Annotated in this window: 16 protein-coding genes; 11 read left to right on the plus strand and 5 right to left on the minus strand. The window is 73.1% G+C overall.

Going from position 1 to position 16967, the window contains the following annotated elements:
* The first annotated feature begins 15 nt into the window (after positions 1-15).
* Positions 16-675 (plus strand): NUDIX hydrolase, encoded by a 660-nt coding sequence (locus ACA514_RS27690; protein WP_375044160.1) that lies wholly within the window; start codon positions 16-18, stop codon positions 673-675.
* A 182-nt stretch (positions 676-857) separates the two neighbouring features.
* Positions 858-2054, plus strand: coding sequence for a MarP family serine protease (locus ACA514_RS27695; RefSeq protein ID WP_375044161.1), 1197 nt, complete (start codon positions 858-860; stop codon positions 2052-2054).
* A 29-nt stretch (positions 2055-2083) separates the two neighbouring features.
* Here the strand turns inward: ACA514_RS27695 and ACA514_RS27700 are convergent, their stop codons facing one another.
* The 5 genes from ACA514_RS27700 to acs all read right to left on the minus strand — a co-directional run bounded on the left by ACA514_RS27700 (position 2084) and on the right by acs (position 7464).
* A complete protein-coding gene (locus tag ACA514_RS27700; RefSeq protein ID WP_375044162.1) occupies positions 2084-2440 on the minus strand; it encodes a DUF309 domain-containing protein in 357 nt (118 codons plus the stop codon).
* Between the two features lie 158 nt (positions 2441-2598).
* Positions 2599-3522 carry an alpha/beta fold hydrolase gene (locus ACA514_RS27705; protein ID WP_375044163.1) on the minus strand — a complete coding sequence of 308 codons (924 nt, stop codon included), beginning with the start codon at positions 3520-3522 and terminating at the stop codon, positions 2599-2601.
* 8 nt (positions 3523-3530) lie between these two features.
* A complete protein-coding gene (locus tag ACA514_RS27710) occupies positions 3531-3962 on the minus strand; it encodes a phage holin family protein (RefSeq protein WP_375044164.1) in 432 nt (143 codons plus the stop codon).
* Positions 3963-3990: 28 nt separating this feature from the next.
* Positions 3991-5235, minus strand: a complete 1245-nt coding sequence (gene nhaA / locus ACA514_RS27715; RefSeq protein WP_375044165.1) for a Na+/H+ antiporter NhaA — start codon at positions 5233-5235, stop codon at positions 3991-3993.
* A gap of 261 nt (positions 5236-5496) precedes the next feature.
* Positions 5497-7464: an acetate--CoA ligase gene (gene acs / locus ACA514_RS27720; protein ID WP_375044166.1), complete on the minus strand. Its 1968-nt coding sequence runs from the start codon at positions 7462-7464 to the stop codon at positions 5497-5499.
* Between the two features lie 246 nt (positions 7465-7710).
* Here acs and ACA514_RS27725 point away from each other — a divergent pair, with 246 nt between their 5' ends.
* The 9 genes from ACA514_RS27725 (at position 7711) to ACA514_RS27765 (ending at position 16900) form a co-directional block, all read left to right on the plus strand.
* Positions 7711-8502, plus strand: coding sequence for a Fic family protein (locus ACA514_RS27725; RefSeq protein ID WP_375044167.1), 792 nt, complete (start codon positions 7711-7713; stop codon positions 8500-8502).
* Between the two features lie 46 nt (positions 8503-8548).
* Positions 8549-9169, plus strand: coding sequence for a pentapeptide repeat-containing protein (locus ACA514_RS27730; RefSeq protein WP_375044168.1), 621 nt, complete (start codon positions 8549-8551; stop codon positions 9167-9169).
* 961 nt (positions 9170-10130) lie between these two features.
* Positions 10131-11207, plus strand: a complete 1077-nt coding sequence (ssd, locus tag ACA514_RS27735) for a septum site-determining protein Ssd (protein WP_375044169.1) — start codon at positions 10131-10133, stop codon at positions 11205-11207.
* A complete protein-coding gene (locus ACA514_RS27740) occupies positions 11204-12361 on the plus strand; it encodes a TadA family conjugal transfer-associated ATPase (protein WP_375044170.1) in 1158 nt (385 codons plus the stop codon). Before ssd ends, ACA514_RS27740 begins: the two co-directional genes overlap by 4 nt.
* Positions 12358-13074: a type II secretion system F family protein gene (locus tag ACA514_RS27745; protein ID WP_375044171.1), complete on the plus strand. Its 717-nt coding sequence runs from the start codon at positions 12358-12360 to the stop codon at positions 13072-13074. Before ACA514_RS27740 ends, ACA514_RS27745 begins: the two co-directional genes overlap by 4 nt.
* Before the next feature lie 1257 nt (positions 13075-14331).
* Complete coding sequence (locus tag ACA514_RS27750; RefSeq protein WP_375044172.1) at positions 14332-14925, plus strand: type II secretion system F family protein; 594 nt, start codon at positions 14332-14334, stop codon at positions 14923-14925.
* 720 nt (positions 14926-15645) lie between these two features.
* A complete protein-coding gene (locus ACA514_RS27755; protein ID WP_375044173.1) occupies positions 15646-15840 on the plus strand; it encodes a DUF4244 domain-containing protein in 195 nt (64 codons plus the stop codon).
* Positions 15841-15854: 14 nt separating this feature from the next.
* Positions 15855-16196, plus strand: coding sequence for a TadE family type IV pilus minor pilin (locus ACA514_RS27760; protein ID WP_375044174.1), 342 nt, complete (start codon positions 15855-15857; stop codon positions 16194-16196).
* Between the two features lie 305 nt (positions 16197-16501).
* Positions 16502-16900 (plus strand): Rv3654c family TadE-like protein, encoded by a 399-nt coding sequence (locus ACA514_RS27765; RefSeq protein ID WP_375044223.1) that lies wholly within the window; start codon positions 16502-16504, stop codon positions 16898-16900.
* Positions 16901-16967 lie beyond the last annotated feature (67 nt).

Raw genomic sequence — 16967 nt, forward strand, 5'->3', positions numbered from 1 at the left:
GGAGTTGGGAGTGGCGTGACCGACACCGCATCCACCTGCCCGCCGTGGCTCGACCGCTTCCGCGCCGAGGCGCCGCGGATGCCGGTGCCGCCGATGTTCGAGCCGGCGCCCGGCGCCCGCGCGGCCGCCGTGCTGATCCTGTTCGGCGAGGGCCCGGACGGCCCGGACGTCCTGCTCACCGAGCGGGCCGCGACGCTGTCCAACCACGCCGGGCAGCCCGCCTTCCCGGGCGGCCGCATCGACGCCGGCGACGACGGGCCGGTCGGGGCGGCGCTGCGGGAGGCGTGGGAGGAGGCCGGCGTCGAGCCGTCCGGCGTGGACGTGCTCTGCACGCTGCCCGAGCTGCACCTGTCGCACAGCCGGCACCGCGTCACGCCGGTCGCGGGCTGGTGGCGGGAGCCGTCGGAGATCGCGCCGGGCCATCCGGGCGAGGTCGCCACGGTCGCGCGGGTGCCGATCCGCGACCTGGCCGACCCGGCGAACCGGCTGACCGTCAAGCACCCGTCCGGGATGAGGATGGGCCCGGCGTTCCGGGTCGGCGGCATGCTGGTGTGGGGGTTCACCGCGGCGGTGCTGACGCGGGTGCTGGTCGCGGGCGGCTGGGACCGTCCGTGGGACACCGGTCACGTCGAGGACCTGCCGCCGGACGTGCTGACCCTGGCCGCCCGCGGCTGACCCGCCGGGCGACTCGCGCCCGGCCCGCCGGGGCCTCCCGGAACGGCGCAGGTCACGGCCGCGGCGTCATCCTGAGCGCGGAGCCGCGCCGCCCGTCGTCGCACTGCACGGTCACTCGCGCGAGGCCAAACTGGTCCGTCGAGGGGACGTGAAGCGGCCCCGGCGCACTATACGGTGAAGCGGTGCTGCACGACCACGTTCTCGATCTCATCCTGCTCGTGCTCGTCGTGCTGTTCGGAGTCTCGGGGTACCGGCAGGGGTTCATCGTCAGCCTGCTGAGCTTCGTCGGCTTCGTCGGCGGCGGGGTGATCGGGGTGGTCATCGCGCCGCCGATCGCGGAGGCCACCGTGAACGGGGCCGCGCAGCAGGCGCTGCTGGCCATCGTGGTCGCGTTCCTGGCCGCCACCCTCGGGCAGCTGATCGCCTCGTCGGTCGGCGCGGTGCTGCGCAACCGGGTGACCGGGCTGAACGCGCGCACCGCGGACGCGGTCGGCGGCACCGTCGTCAGCGCGCTGTCGCTGCTGGTCGTCGCCTGGTTCTTCGGGAACCTGGTGGCGAACTCGGAGTTCCAGCCGGTGCGCACGCAGGTCAAGGGCTCCACGGTCATCAAGGGCATCAACGGGGTGATGCCCGCGCAGGCGCAGACCTGGTTCACCTCGTTCCAGGGGTTCGTGAAGAACAGCGAGTTCCCGCAGGTGTTCAACGGGCTCGGCGGCGAGTCGGTGGTGCAGGTGCCGCCGCCGGACGAGTCGGTGCTCAACACCGCGGGGCTGCAGGACGCCAAGAACAGCATCGTCAAGGTCGTCAGCACGGCGCCGCAGTGCCAGCGCCGCATCGAGGGCACCGGGTTCGTGTTCGCGCCGCACCACATCATGACGAACGCGCACGTCGTCGCGGGCGCCCGGGGATCGTCGGTCGTCGAGACCCGCACCGGCGGCAAGACCCGCGGCCGGGTCGTGCTGTACGACCCGAAGCGCGACATCGCGGTGCTGTACGTGCCGGAGCTGGAGGCGCGGCCGCTGAAGTTCGCCGGGGAGGCGCGGGTCCGCGACAGCGCGATCATCGCCGGGTTCCCGAAGAACCAGCCGTTCACGCCGGGCGCCGCCCGGATCCGCGCGCGGCAGACCGCGCGGGGCCCGGACATCTACCACTCCGGCCAGGTCAGCCGGGAGATCTACGCGATCCGCGGGAAGGTCGAGCCGGGCAACTCCGGCGGGCCGCTGCTGTCCACCGACGGGCGCGTCTACGGGGTCATCTTCGCGGCGGCGCTCGACACGCCCTCCACCGGGTACGCGCTGACCGCCGAGGAGGTCGCGCCGGACGCCAAGGCGGGCGTCGAGCTCACCAAGGCGGTCTACACCCAGAGCTGCTCGGACTGACCCCCGCGCTCTCGGACTGCCCCTCGCGCCTAAGGCGCGGTGAGGCGGAGCTTCACCGGGGTGTCCTCCGGGTGTTCGGCCAGCGCGCGCGCCCGCTCCACGATGCCGAGCACGTCGACGCGGTGCGGGGGAGCCTCGCCGTAGGGCTCGATGCGATCGGCGGCCCGGCTGAGGAGCGCTGTCGCACCGCGCTGGTTTCCCCGCCGCAGGTGGGTGATGCCTACGGCGACCTGGGCGAGACCTCTCCACAGCTCCCGTTCCGCCTCCGGAGCGGCCTTCCAGACGGCTTCGAGCACCTCGTGCGCATGGAAGGGACGGTCCTCGTCCAGGAGACGCTGCGCTTCCAGCAATGCCTCCGCGACGGGCATGTCGAGGTCGTCCGGCATCGTGGGTATGCCGGTGGCGCCATGAGGCAGCGGACGACCGTACGCGTCACGTGGCCGTGAGTTGCGTGGGCGTCCCGACTCGTCCCGATCCCGCATCCCTCTACGGTACGCGCCGCAGCATTTCTTGAGGGGAGACGGCCCCGGCCGGGCCCGTGGGGTCAGCTGTCGGGTTCCGGGTCGGCCAGCCATCCGAGGAGCTGCGCGTCGAATGCGCGCGGACGCTCCTCGTGGGGGAAGTGCCCCGCCCCTTCGATGACCTTCCACCGGTAGGGGGCCGCCACATAGCGTCCCGAGCCTCGTGCACTGGCCGGAAGGATGCAGGTGTCGAGGGCACCGTGCAACTGGAGCGTGGGCGCCTGGATCGGGGCGCGCATACGGTGCGCGTAGCGGATGCCGTCCGGACGGGCCTGCGACCTGATGAGCCACCGGTGGTACTCCAGCGCGCAGTGCGCCGTCCCGGGGATCTGCACCGCCTTCCGGACGAACCGCTCCGTGCGCTCATCCGGCCAGTCCGGGCCGGACCAGTCGTGCAGCAGCCGGCCCGCCAGCTCCGCGTCGTCGCGGACGAGCCGCCGCTCCGGCCACATCGGGACCTGGAAGCCGAACGTGTGGCGCGCCGCCCACCCCTGCCCGCGCGGATCGCCCAGCACCGACCGCCGCAGCCGCAGCGGATGAGGCGCGCCGACCACCGCGAGCCGCTGGACGACCTTCGGGTGGTAGACCGCCATCGTCCACGCCAGCAGCCCGCCCCAGTCGTGCCCGCACACCACGGCGTTCGCCTCGCCGAGCGCCCGGACCAGCCCGGCGGCGTCGCCGGCCAGCGTGATCAGGTCGTAGCCGCGCGGGGGCTTGTCGCTGCCGCCGTACCCGCGCAGGTCCACCGCGACCGCCCGGTATCCGGCGCCGGCCAGCGACACCAGCTGGTGGTGCCACGCCCACCAGAACTCCGGGAAGCCGTGCAGCAGCAGGACCAGCGGCCCCTCGCCGGCCTCGGCGACGTGGAACCGGGTCCCGCCCGCGCTGACGGCGCGGTGCGTCCACGGCCCGTCGAGCTCGATCAGGGACGCCTCGTGCCCCGGCATGGCGGGCGTCAGTCCGTCAGGGCGGGGGTGTCCGAGTCGCCGCGGTGCCGCAGCGCGGCGAAGTCGTCCTTCAGCGTCCGGCGCGTGCGCTTCGCCCCCTCGATCTTGCGCATCCGCAGGTAGCCGAAGCCGATCAGGCCGACCGCGAGGACCAGGTAGATGCCGGACACGACCAGGAACGCGGCCCAGTGGTAGAGCCCGGCCGCGACGAGCCCGTAGGCCAGCGCGATCGACAGCAGGATGACGATCAGCCCGCCGATGAGCGCGGCGATGGTGAACATCACGCTGCCGTAGGCGGCCTTCTTCGCGTCCGCCTTCAGCTCCAGCTTGGCCAGGTCCATCTCCGCCCTGACCAGCGCGGAGACGTTGCTCGACGCCAGTGCGACGAGCTCGCCGAGGGATTTCTCCTCGACACTCTCCCCCGGTAGTGCCTCGGACATAGCGCTCCTCTCCTTCCAGAGTCAGCCGTCACTCCGCCGGGCGCGGGCGCGCCCTTCTCCGGAAGACGACGGCGGCGGCCGCCGAGGCGATGATGCTCGCGATCAGGACCGCTGTCGTCACTCTCTCGAATCGGGACGGGTCGGTATAGGCCAAACCGCCGATCAGCAGGGAAACGGTGAAACCCACCCCGGCGAGCATCGCGACCCCCGCGATCTCCCGCCAGCGCAGGTCCTCCCCGAGCGTCGCCAGGCCGACCCGCACGGCCGTCCAGGCGCCGCCGAAGACTCCCACGAACTTACCGATCACCAGCCCGCAGATCACACCGAGGGCCACCCGGTCGCCGAGAGCGGCGCCGAGCGCGGGCCCGCTGAGCGCGACGCCCGCCGACAGGAACGCGAACACCGGCACGCAGAACCCCGCCGACAGCGGCCGCAGCACGTGGTCGGCCCGCTCGGCGTTCGTGGGCCGGTCGTCCGCCGTCTCCTTGGAACTGGTCAGCATCCCCAGGGCCACACCGGCGACGGTCGCGTGGATCCCGCTGCGCTGTACGCAGTACCAGGCGAGCACGGCGATCGGCACGTAGAGCAACGGTGACCGGACATTTCTGGACTGGAGCAGCCCGTACACCACGATCAGCGCGACTCCGATGCCGAGCCATGTCCAGTGCAGTGTCTCGGTGTAGAACAACGCGATGATGGTGATGGCGATCAGATCGTCCACCACAGCGAGCGTCAGCAGGAACGCGCGCAAGGACGGCGGGCACGCCGAGAAGGTCACCGCCAGCACGGCCAGGGCGAACGCGATGTCGGTCGCCGTCGGCACGGCCCAGCCGCGCAGCGCCCCGGGCTCGCCCGCGCTCACGACGACGAAGATGAGCGCCGGCATCGCCACGCCCGCCGCCGCCGCGATCACCGGCAGCGCCGCGTCCCGCGGATCGCGCAGTTCGCCGTGCGCAAGCTCCTCGCGCAACTCCAGGCCCGCGATGAAGAAGAAGACCGCGAGCAGCCCGCCGGACGCCCAGTGCTGGACGTCCATGTGCCCGAGCCGCAGCCAGTGCGGGCTCAGCTCGTGCGCCCGGAGGCTCTCGTAGGCGTCGGCCCACGGGGTGTTCGCCCAGACCAGCGCCGCCACCGTCGCCAACAGCATGACCACGCCGCCGACCGTCTCGGTGCGCAGCGCCGCGGCGACCTGACCGCTGTACCGGACCGTCGGACGGAACGGCCAGACATGAGCGATGCGGCGCCTCTCGGGCGCGGTGGACGGGCGCGGCATGCGATACCCCCGGGAAGGCGGCGGACGGTCGGACGCGGAGCCCCGCCCGCACCTCGCGGGCCCCGACCTACCAGCGGGAATGGGGCGTCCCCTGCCGACCAGACTTCCCGGCGCACCTGATCACCAGGCTACCCGCCCGCCCGCACCGCGAACGGCGACGTCCCGCGCCGCGAACGGCGACGTCCCGCGCCGCCAAGGGCGACGGCCCGCGCCGGAGCGCCGGACGACGCTCCCGCACGGGCCGTCCCGGCCTCGCGCCGATCAGTCCTCGGACTTGGTGCTCGGCAGCTTCTCGGAGATCAGGTCCATCACCGTGCTGTCGGCGAGCGTCGAGACGTCGCCGATGCTGCGGTTCTCCGCCACGTCCCGCAGCAGCCGCCGCATGATCTTGCCGGACCGGGTCTTCGGCAGCTCCGGCACCATCATGATCTGCCGCGGCTTCGCGATCGGGCCGAGCGCCTTGGACACGTGGTCGCGCAGCTCGGCCAGGAACTCGGCGCCCTCGACCTCCTCGCCGGCGCTGCCGCGCGGGATCACGAACGACACGATCGCCTGCCCGGTCACCGGGTCGGTCGCGCCGACGACCGCCGCCTCGGCCACCTTCGGGTGCGAGACCAGCGCCGACTCGACCTCCGTGGTGGAGATGTTGTGCCCGGACACCAGCATCACGTCGTCCACCCGGCCGAGCAGCCAGATGTCGCCGTCGTCGTCCTTCTTCGCGCCGTCGCCGGCGAAGTACTTGCCCTCGAAGCGCGACCAGTACGTCTTGAGGTACCGCTCGTCGTCGCCCCAGATCGTCCGCAGCATCCCGGGCCACGGCTCGGTGAGCACCAGGAACCCGCCGCCGCCGTTCGGCACCGGCTGCCCCTGGTCGTCCACCACCTCGGCGGAGACGCCCGGCAGCGGGCGCATCGCCGCGCCCGGCTTCCCGGCCGTCACGCCCGGCAGCGGGCTGATCATGATGCCGCCGGTCTCCGTCTGCCACCACGTGTCGACCACCGGCGTCTTGCTGGCGCCGATGTTCTCGCGGTACCAGATGTAGGCCTCGGGGTTGATGGGCTCGCCCACGGACCCCAGTACGCGCAGGGACGACAGGTCGTACTGCGCGGGGATGTCGTCGCCCCACTTCATGAACGTGCGGATCGCGGTGGGCGCCGTGTAGAAGATGGACACCTTGTACTTCTGGATGATGTCCCACCAGCGGCCCTTGTTGGGCGTGTCCGGCGTGCCCTCGTACATGACGCTGGTGGCGCCATTGGCGAGCGGCCCGTACACGATGTAGGAGTGGCCCGTCACCCAGCCGATGTCGGCCGAGCACCAGTACACGTCCGTCTCCGGCTTGAGGTCGAACACCGCGTTGTGCGTGTAGGCGACCTGGGTCAGGTATCCGCCCGTGGTGTGCAGGATGCCCTTCGGCTTACCCGTCGTCCCCGACGTGTACAGGATGTACAGGGGGTGCTCGGCGTCCATCGGCTCGGCGGTGTGCTCGTCGCTCTGCCGCTCCACCAGGTCCTGCCACCAGACGTCCCGCTCGTTCTCCGCGACGTCCTCGCCGGTGCGGCGGACGACCAGGACGTGCTCGATCGTCGGCGTCTGCGCGACCGCCTCGTCCACGGTCGGCTTCAGCGCGGACGGCTTGCCGCGCCGGTACCCGCCGTCGGCGGTGATGACCAGCTTGGCCTGCGCGTCGTCGATGCGGGTGCGCAGCGCCTCGGCGGAGAAGCCGCCGAACACCACCGAGTGGGTGGCGCCGATCCGCGCGCACGCCAGCATCGAGATCGGCAGCTCCGGGATCATCGGGAGGTAGATCGCGACCCGGTCGCCCTTGCGGACGCCGAGCTCCAGCAGCGCGTTGGCCGCCTTGTTCACCTCCCGCTGCAGGTCGGCGTAGGTGATGGTGCGGGTGTCCCCGGGCTCGCCCTCCCAGTGGTAGGCGATCTTCGCGCCGAGGCCGGCCTCGACGTGCCGGTCGACGCAGTTGTAGGCGGCGTTCAGCTCGCCCCCCACGAACCACTTGGCGAACGGCGGGTTGCTCCAGTCCAGGACCTCGTCCCAGCGCTTGGACCAGGCCAGCCGTTCGGCCTGCTTCGCCCAGTAGCCCAGGCGGTCCGCGGCGGCCTCGTCGTACGCCTCGGCCGTGACGTTCGCCGCTGCGGCGAGCTCGGCGGGCGGGGGGAAGCTCCGCGTCTCCTGCAGAAGGTTCGACAGTGTCTCTTGGCTCTGGCTCAACGCGTACTCCTTGCTAGCTGAACGGGGGTCGCCCGGTATCCCCACTCCACCAGGAAGGTCCCGTCCCCACAAGGCCGCCTTCCCGAGTGTCGGGGAAGAGCGCGACCGGCGCCCGAGGCTCCGGATGAAGGTGTGATGCCCGACACACAGTGCCTTCCCAATGCCGCGTCTCGGGAACCGCCTCCGTTCCACGCGCGCGCGGGGCGTGTGCGCGAGCGATACCGGCGACCGCATAAGGTCGGGCGCGTGACGGATGCCCTTGCACAGATTGCGAACCTGCCCGGCGTCCCGGACGCCGTCGCCGATGCGCGGTCCGCCGTGGACCGGCTGCTCGGCCACCGCATCCTGCGGCGCCGCAGCGCCGAGGTGTCCACCGAGTCGGCGCTGCGCGGCGCGCGCGCGTCCGCCGTGCTGGAAGGCGCATCGGTCACGCTGGAGGACCTGCGTACCACCGAGAACCCCACGGACCCGGTCGTCCAGGGGGCGCTGCGGGTGTCGGCGGAGCTCGGCACCCTCGCCGAGACGTGGCGGCAGGCGCCCCGCCAGGTCCTCGCGCGCCTGCACGTACTGGCCGCGGCCGACGCCGTCGACAGCGCCGATCTCGGACGTCCCCGTAGCGACGACCGCCCGGTGAAGGACGTGCTGGGGCTGGGCGAACCGCCGTCCGCTGCCGAGGTGGCGGCACGCCTGGACGCCCTCAGCGGGCTCCTCACCCAGCCCACCAAGGCCCCTGCACTCGTAGTGGCCGCCATCGTCCACGGCGAGCTGCTGACGCTGCGGACGTTCGGCTGGGGAGACGGCATCATCGCGCGCGCCGCGCAGCGCCTCACCCTCATCGCCCGCGGCCTCGACCCGAAATCGCTGGTCGCGCCTGAGGTCGGCCATGCGGAACTGGCCGGCGACTACGCCGAGGCACTGCGCGCCTATGCGTCCGGGACGCCCGAGGGCGTCGCCCAGTGGGTCGGGCACTGCTCGGCCGCCGTGGCCGCCGCGGCCCGCGACTCGCAGGCCATCTGCGAAGCCTTCATGCGCGGCTGACACACCGCTGCGCCGGTCTGTCGGTGGGGCAGGCCATGCTGTCGGCATGGCCGAACGGAAGGACGGGCGTCCGGCGGCGCCCACCGAGACCACCATCGCGTCCGCCGACTGGGACTCGCGCGATCTGAGCGGCGAGCGGCACGAGCGCGTCCTGTTCGTGGACGTCGACATGACCGAGGCCGCCGGCACCGGCGCGGTGTTCACCGGGTGCACCTTCCGCGGCGTCCGCTTCAACGCCTCCACGCACACCGACGCGGCGTTCCTGAACTGCACGTTCGTCCGCTGCGGCTTCTTCGACGCGACCTTCACCGGCTGCAAGGTCGTCGGCGGGATGTTCGACGGCTGCACCTACGACCTGATGAAGGTCGCCGGAGGCGACTGGTCCTTCACCGGGCTGCCCGGCGCCGACCTGCGCCGCGCGTCGTTCACCGACGTCCGCCTGCGCGAGGCCGACCTCACGGGCGCGCGGTGCGCGGGCGCGACGCTGCGCGGCCTCGACCTGTCGGGCGCCTCGCTGCACAAGGCCGACCTGTCCCGCTGCGACCTGCGCGGAAGCGACATCTCCTCGATCGACCCGCACACCGTGGAGCTGCGGGGCGCGGTGATCGACCCCTACCAGGCGGTCGTGCTCGCGACCGCGCTCGGGCTGGAGGTCCGCGGCGACTGACGTAGAGCGGGATTTCGTGGCGGCGCCGGTGCGGCGGCGGACATGGCGAACGGCGCCCGCTGGGGAGCGCCGCCGCCGATCACGTCACACCGGGTTACCAAGCGTGCACCTCACTATCGTCGGACCGGGTCAAGCCCGTCTCGACGCGCCTCCCGCGGCTGGTCGCGCGTGGGTGCCCGGGTGCCGTGCCCGGACCTGTGGTCCGTAAATCCTGTCTACGCCTCATTTGCCCAGTTGACAAGCCCTGGAACGGAAACCCGGGCGGCCTCGGGCCGGCGCCGCGCGCCCCGGGCGCCGCCCCTTCTACGCCCAATAGGGGATGAAATGCGCAATTTCGGGCTATCCGTAACCGGACCTCCGGCCGCCAAACGATCACGCAGTGTGATCGTTTCTTTTTGGCCGCCGATCGGGCGCTCGACCGGAAAAATCTTTGGTTCTCCGGTACGCTCCCACTTCCGTCCCGTTGCAGCCCGTATGGGGCGGGACGGCCCTCGCGGCCCCCGCTCCGCCCTGCGGCGCGGGGATCCGGAGCGGTACGCCTTCGACAGATGAGGATAAACGCCGTCCTCCGGGCGAGTTTACGGCTCGACCGAACTTGCGGCGGCCGGGCAGCATAAGTTGTATCTGCTTAGACTGGAGACAGCGAGTTTGCCTCTCCTATAGACCGGCCTTGGTAACGGCTCAGCCGATCTCCCCGAGACTTTCCTGGGAAAACGGACCGGCTCTACCCCCCCGGAGCCGGACCGTTCGGCGACCCCCGCTCTCCCCCCCGGCGGGGGTCGCCCAAGCATGCGGCGGGCGGACGGTGACACGACAGAACCGTCCGCCCGCCGTGCTGTTCCCCGCGCCTCGCATTCCTCCCCGGCCCGGGAGCGCGGAGAGTTATCCACAATTCACGGAACGCTTTCGCCCGGCCGGGCGGCGCCGCAGGCTGGAGTCCTCCGAACGCACGGGAGGACCCATGAACATCGCGGCACTGATCATCACGGCCGACCCGGCCGTCGCCGACGGCCTGCTCCGCCTCGCCGCGGCCGCCGACGCGCACGCCGAGGTCGCGTCCGGCCCCGACGAGGCCCGCACCGCCTGGGCCTGGCCCGCCCTCGTCCTGGTCGGCGAGGACGCCGCCGCGGACGTCACGGCAGCCGGGCTGCCTCGCCGGGGCGGCGTCGTCCTGGTCGCCGGCGCGGCCTCCGCCGAGGCGTACCGCACGGCGGTCCGGATCGGCGCGCAGGACGTCGCCGTGCTGCCCGACCACGAGCAGTGGCTGATCGACGCGTTCGCCGCCGCCGGCGAACCCGACGGCGGGCGGGCCACCGCGATCTGCGTCGCCGGGTCGCGCGGCGGCGTGGGCGCCAGCGTCCTGGCCGCCGCGCTCGGCCTCACCGCCGCCGCGAGCGGCCTGCGCACCCTCCTCGTCGACGCCGACCCGCTCGGCGGCGGCGTCGACCTCATGCTGGGCCTGGAGGGGCATGAGGGCGCGCGCTGGCCCGACCTGGCCGAGCGGCACGGCCGGCTGAACGCCGCCACGCTCCGCGACACCCTCCCGTGCACCGGCGACCTGTCGGTCCTGTCCTGGCGGCGCGGCGAGTCGGCGCCCATCGCCGGCGCGGCGGTGCAGTCGCTGTTCGACGCCGCCGCCCGCGGCTACGACCTGGTGATCACCGACGTGCCGCGCTTCCCCGGCGACATCGGCCGCGCGGCGCTGCGCGCCGCCGACGTCACGTTCCTGCTCGTCCCCGCCGAGGTCCGCGCCACCGTCGCCGCCGACGGCCTCGCCGCCGCCCTGCGCCGCGAGACCGGCGACCTGCGCCTGATCGTGCAGGGCCCGTCCCCGGGCGGCCTGACGCCCGGGGCGGTCACGCAGGCCCTCGGCCTCCCCGTCGCCGGCGTCTTCGAACGCGACCGCCGCCTCCCCGCCGCGGTCGAGGAGGGCGCCCTCGCCCGCGCCTGCCGCCGCGGTCCCCTCGCCGACTTCTGCTCCCGCCTCCTCGCGGACCTCTCCCTCCAGCCCTACGCCCACCGCGAGGAAGCGGCATGACCCGGCTGTCGTCGGCCGTTCGCGACAGGCTGGCGGACGCGGGCGGGGAGGCGACCGCGGGACGCGTCGCGGCGGCGCTGCGCGCCGAGGGCAGGCTGCTCGGCGACCGCGAGGTCCTCGCGCTCGCCGACGAGCTGCGCGCCGAGTTCGTGGGCGCGGGCCCTCTCGAGCCGCTGCTGCGGTCACCCGACGTCACCGACGTCCTGGTGAACGGCCCCGGCGAGGTCTGGGTCGACGCCGGCTCCGGTCTCGTCCGCACCGAGCTGCGGTTCCCGGACGAGGCCGCCGTGCGCCGCCTGGCGCAGCGCCTCACCGCCGCCGCGGGCCGCCGCCTCGACGACGCGTCCCCCTGCGCGGACGCGCGGCTCCCCGGCGGCGTCCGGCTGCACGCCATCCTCCCGCCGGTCGCCGCGAACGGCACCTGCCTCTCGCTCCGCCTTCCCCGCCGCCGCGCCTTCACCCTCGACGAACTCGTCGCGGCCGAAGCCGTCCCGCCCGAGGGCGCCGCCCTGCTCTCCGCCCTCATCGAGACCCGCGCCGCCTTCTTGATCACCGGCGGAACCGGCACCGGCAAGACCACGCTTCTGAGCGGTCTTCTCTCGCTCGCCGATCCGGGGGAACGGCTCCTCCTCGTCGAGGACTCGGCCGAGCTGCGTCCGGCGCACCCCCACGTCGTCCGCCTCGAAGCCCGCCCGCCCAACGTGGAGGGCGCGGGCGGCGTCACGCTGAACGACCTCGTCCGCCAAGCCCTCCGCATGCGCCCCGACCGCCTCGTCGTCGGCGAGGTCAGGGGCCCGGAAGTCGTGGTGCTCCTCCAAGCCCTCAACACGGGACACGAAGGCGGATGCGGCACCCTGCACGCGAACGCCGCCGCGGACGTCCCGGCCCGCCTGGAGGCACTCGCCTGCGCGGCGGGCCTGTCCCGCGAGGCGGTCCACAGCCAGCTCGCCGCCGCCCTCGACGTCGTCGTCCACCTGGTCCGCGAACCGGGCGGCGGGCGCCGCCGCGTCGCCGAGGTCTGCCTGCTGCGCCGCGCCGCAGACGGCCTGGTGGGCGTCCTGCCCGCCGTCACCTTCACCACGACGGGACGGATGATCGCCGCCGAGGGAGCCGGTGCCCTCGCGGCCCGGCTTCAGAATCGGTGGACGCCGTGATCAGCGCCATCGCAGCCGCCGCCCTCTGCTGCGCCGCCTCCGCCTGGCTGCTGCTCGGGCCGTCTCCCGCCGGCCGTCGGCTGGACCGCCTGCTCGGCCCCGAGCCCGCACCCGGCGGCCCGCTTCCCGCCCTCAGATCCCGCGTCGAGGCCATCAAGGAGCGCAGGGGGCGCCCCGGCCGCCGCCGCACCTCCGTCATCGAACTCTGCGACGGGATGGCCGCGGAACTGGCCGCCGGCCGGACGCCGGAGGAGGCGTTCGCGCTCTCCGCCGCCGTTCTCGACCCGCACGTGTCCGCGGAAATCCTCGACCCGAAGCGACCACCCCCGCCGTTCCCCGCCCATCTCGCCGACCTGGCGAGCAAGCCGGGCGCCGAGGGCCTGCGCCTCCTCGCGGCCTGCTGGCGCATCGGCAGCGAACGCGGCGGCACCCTCGCCACCGTCCTGGACGGCCTGGCCGGCGCGCTCCGCGACGAGGAGGCCCAACGCCAGGACGTCGCGGTCCAGCTCGCCGGCCCCCGCGCGACCGCCCGCCTGCTCGCCGCGCTGCCACTGCTCGGCACCGGCATGGCCGCCGCCCTGGGCGCCCACCCCCTCGCTTTCCTCTTCGGCTCCCTCCCAGGGCTGGCCTGCCTCACCACCGGTGTCGCCCTGAACGCCACCGGCCTCTACTGGACCCACCGCCTAGCCGAATCCGCCAAGACCCCACCCTGACCGACCCCACGATCACAATGCCCCGATCGCCCCGCCCACCCTCGGCAGACCCAGCCCCCGACACCCGCCCCAACTCGGCACGCAAGGCGGCAACCCGACCCACCACCCGCCCGCGACAACACAGCCCCGCGACACCCGTCCAAACCAGCGCACAAGGCGGAACCCAGCTCCACAACCCGCCCTTGGCGGAAGCCGGGCCGGGCCGTCCAGCGTGCCCCTGAATCCGGCAAGGCCGCGCAATCAGCTGTAACGGAGCACGGGCCTCCGGGCCCGGACCCGATTCGGGTGGTACCGGCGCCTTGACGGAGCACGTGCTTGTAGGTCTCTCCTGCCGCAGCCAAGAAGCGGCAGGCCGCCTCACCGCCTACGGGCTTACGGAACCGTCCTGGCGTGCTGTGCAGAGCGGCAGGCCACTCCGCTGGATGTTGACTGACGGAAGACGAGACAGCGATCTGTCCCGCAGCGCGGGAACAGCGGGCCCTCTCAACGGCCGCACGTGACGGAGCACAGGTTCGCGGGCCCGTCCTGGCGCGGCCCTGGAAGCGGCAGGCGCCTCGCCGTTCGTGCCGGTCGGAGTTACGGACTACGGGCTCCGTCCGGGCGCCCCGCCGAAGACGGCAGGCCGCCCGGCTGGCTGTTGTTTGGCGGGAGGCGAGCCCACGGCTTGTCCGTCGCGGCGCGGAAACCAGCAGGCTGCTCCGCCGGTTCCCGCGGTGCGTTCCGGCACGGCGCGGAGGCCAACAGGCTGGGCCGCCGATTCCTGTGGTGCGTTTCGTCGCGGCGCGGAGGCCAGCGGCTTTGCGTCGGCTCTACCTGGTCCAACACGGGCGACGGTCTCTCCCGGGCCCATGCAGGCGGGGCGAGGGGAGTTGCGCAACTGGGATGGCGACGACGGGCTGAAGTGCCCCGAAGAGACATGGAGGAATGATGGTGACGTCAATGGCGGTGCTCTGCGCGGCGGTGGCGGCCTTTCTCTTGCCGAGGGGCGCGAACCCGGTCGGACGCAGGCTGAACGACCAGTTCTCCAAGGCATCACCGAGGCATGCCGCGCCACGGGGACAACCGGCTCGGCCACGAGCGGACCGGAGAGACGCCCTGCAAGCGGCCGGAGCCGTGCAATCGCTCCACGACACGAGCCCCGGACGCGCACTCGATCGGCAGTTCCACTCAGGTGGCTCACCTCCTTTGCACAAGCGGGCCGCCGGGCGGGCGGCTGAGGGCGGCAAGGGAGAAACGGAGAGCGGACGTCGGGAGAAGGTGCTCCGGCGCGCCGCGTCCCTGCTGGCCGGAGTGATGTGCTGGGTCACCTTCGGCGGCCTCGTCGGCGGGGTGCTCGGTGCCCTGGTCGCGGCGGCCCTCTGGTACGCCTTCGGTCGGCTCGGCAACGCCGACCGAAGGCGGCGCCGGGCCCGCCTCATCGCGGACCTTCCGGTCGCGGTGGACCTTCTGGCCGCGTGCCTGCGCGGCGGCGCCCCATGGCATGACGCGGTCGAGGCGGTCGCGGACGCGGTGGCCGGTCCCCTCGGGGACGAGTTGCGGGGCGTGGCCGTCCAGATCCGCCTCGGCGCCGATCCCGTGGAGGCATGGCTCGCGCTCACCGCCGAGCCGAGCCTGGCGCCGCTGGCTCGCACGGCCGTTCGCGCCGTCTCCAGCGGTGCGGCCCTGGCCCCGTCCCTCGGGCGCCTCGCCCGCGACCAGCGGCGGGTCGCCCGCACGGCGGCGGCCGAACGCGCCCGGGTCGCGGGCATCCGTGTGCTCGCTCCGCTCGGACTGTGCTTCCTGCCCGCGTTCGTCCTGCTCGGAGTAGTGCCCGCGATCGCCGGAATCGCCTCGACGATCCTCCTGCCGTAGTGCCGCGGCCCGTTGGCGCGTGTACGACTACTAAGTGCCTGGCCATGTGCAGATGAGCGTGCCGGGGCCGGACGCACCCGGCGGCTTCGACCGCCCCAGCCGCCTGGTGCGCCCTGAAGCGGCTCGAAGTCCGGGTTGTCGTACTTGCGCAGTTCGGAGCACGGGCCGTCGGGCGCGAAGGCCAAGAGCAGGCAGCCCGGCAAGGTCACGCCTTCGGACGGGCCCCGGGCCGCGTACCAATCGTCGTCGCGCATGGCCGCCCACCACTCGACCGTCGCGCGATCGTCCTGCACGACGGGCGGGCCGAACCGAGGGGCGAGGTGCTCCCGCGTCTGAGGCGTCTTCCGTCGGTACGCGGCGATGGCAGCACGGCTGACGTGGGCTCGGCCGACGGGTTCGACCGGCAGATGGCATCGGCGTGAGCAGGCCCACGAGGCCCTCGTCGTCCGTGGCCACCAGGCTCGCCGGGGCGGTCGATCCAGGGGTTCATGTCGATCTCCGCGCCCTCATGGAATAAGCGTCGCGCGCAAGGCCGCCGGATCGGGATCGGTCGCCGTCTCGACCCTTGGGCCTGGGACGACGGGCGGCCCTGTAGGGCACGGGCGGTGATCCGCCGGCGGAGTTATCCACAGAACGCGGTTCGCCTGGTGGCAGGACGCGGTGCGCCCGAGCCTGGGAACGGACGCGATCGGGCGTCCACGAGGAGAACGAGGAGGCCCCATGCGGGCGATACAGATGGTGGTGCGGAGATGGCGCGCCCTTTCCGGAGACCGCGGGATGTCGACCGCCGAATACGCCGTCGGCACCATCGCCGCAGCGGCGTTCGCGGCCCTGCTCTTCAAGATCGTCCAGAGTCCGGAGGTGCACACGATGCTGCAAGGGATCATCAAGAAGGCTCTGCAACAGGCCGGCTGAGCGGAGACCGGGGCATGGTCACGGCCGAGATCGCGGTGGCACTGCCGAGCCTGGTGCTGGTCACCGCCATCGCGCTGTGGGGCGTGGCGGTCGCGTCGGCGCAGCTCAACTGCACCGACGCCGCGCGGACCGGTGCGCGGGCGGCGGCACGAGGAGAGTCCCTGACCGCCGTACGGGAGCTGGTGGTCAAGGCGGTACCGGCCGGCGCGATCGTGAAGGTTCAACGCGACGCCGCGACCGTGCAGGTCGATGTCTCCGTTCCCGTCGAAGCTCCGGCGGCGTCCCGGCTCCCGGCCCTGACCGTCCACGCCCACGTCGCCGCCGCGACAGAACCAGGAGTCGCAAGCAACGGCTGACATGCCAGGCCACGAGTGCCGGCCGGACGTCACGCGACGCGCGCTTTGGAAGGCGCACGGGAACGGCGGCAGGAGGGAGCGGGCAGGCAGAGGGGGCGAAGAGTGATTGGAGGGGACGTTGGCGTCGGGGGAGGTGGATGGGTTGGGCGTGGGGAGTGGGAGCGAGTCATTGGCCAAAGGGGCGGTGTTGGGGGGCCTCGGGGGATGGTCGAGGGGTGGGTGGGAGGCAGGCATGGAAAGCCGCAGGCCGCTGCGGATACGGGCCATTGGGGGCTGAGGTGAAAGCGGAAGGAGGTGAGGTGCGGATGCGCGAGGGGTGTTTGGGGCGATGGGGCCAGCGGTGGCGGAGCGATCGGGGGTCGGGGACGGTCTGGGTGGTGGCCTTCATGGCCGTCATCTGGGTCGGCGGTGTGGTGGCCGTGGGAGTGGGCGGGATTCGGGCGGCACGCCATCGGGGCGATGCCGCGGCGGACCTCGCCGCGCTGGCGGGAGCGGCGCGCGTGGCCGACGGGTCCGTCGCCGCGTGCAGGGAGGCGCGGGAGATCGCACGCCGGTCCGGTGCGCGGATGGCGGGGTGCGTGGTGCGCGGCGAGATCGTCGATGTCTGCGTGACGGTCGCGCTGCGGGCGCCGGTCGGGGGCGGTGCCGTCCGTATCGAGTCCAGGGCCAGGGCTGGCCCCGCGGGGCGGGACGGCGTAACCTGACGCGGTGCGACTCGTTGCACTGAATGTCAATAGGGAGGTGGCTGAGTGGGGCCGGTTCCTGCTACCG

Origin of the sequence: Actinomadura sp. NTSP31 (assembly GCF_041951385.1) — a bacterium.
In the GTDB taxonomy this organism is placed as follows: Bacteria; Actinomycetota; Actinomycetes; order Streptosporangiales; family Streptosporangiaceae; genus Spirillospora; species Spirillospora napierensis.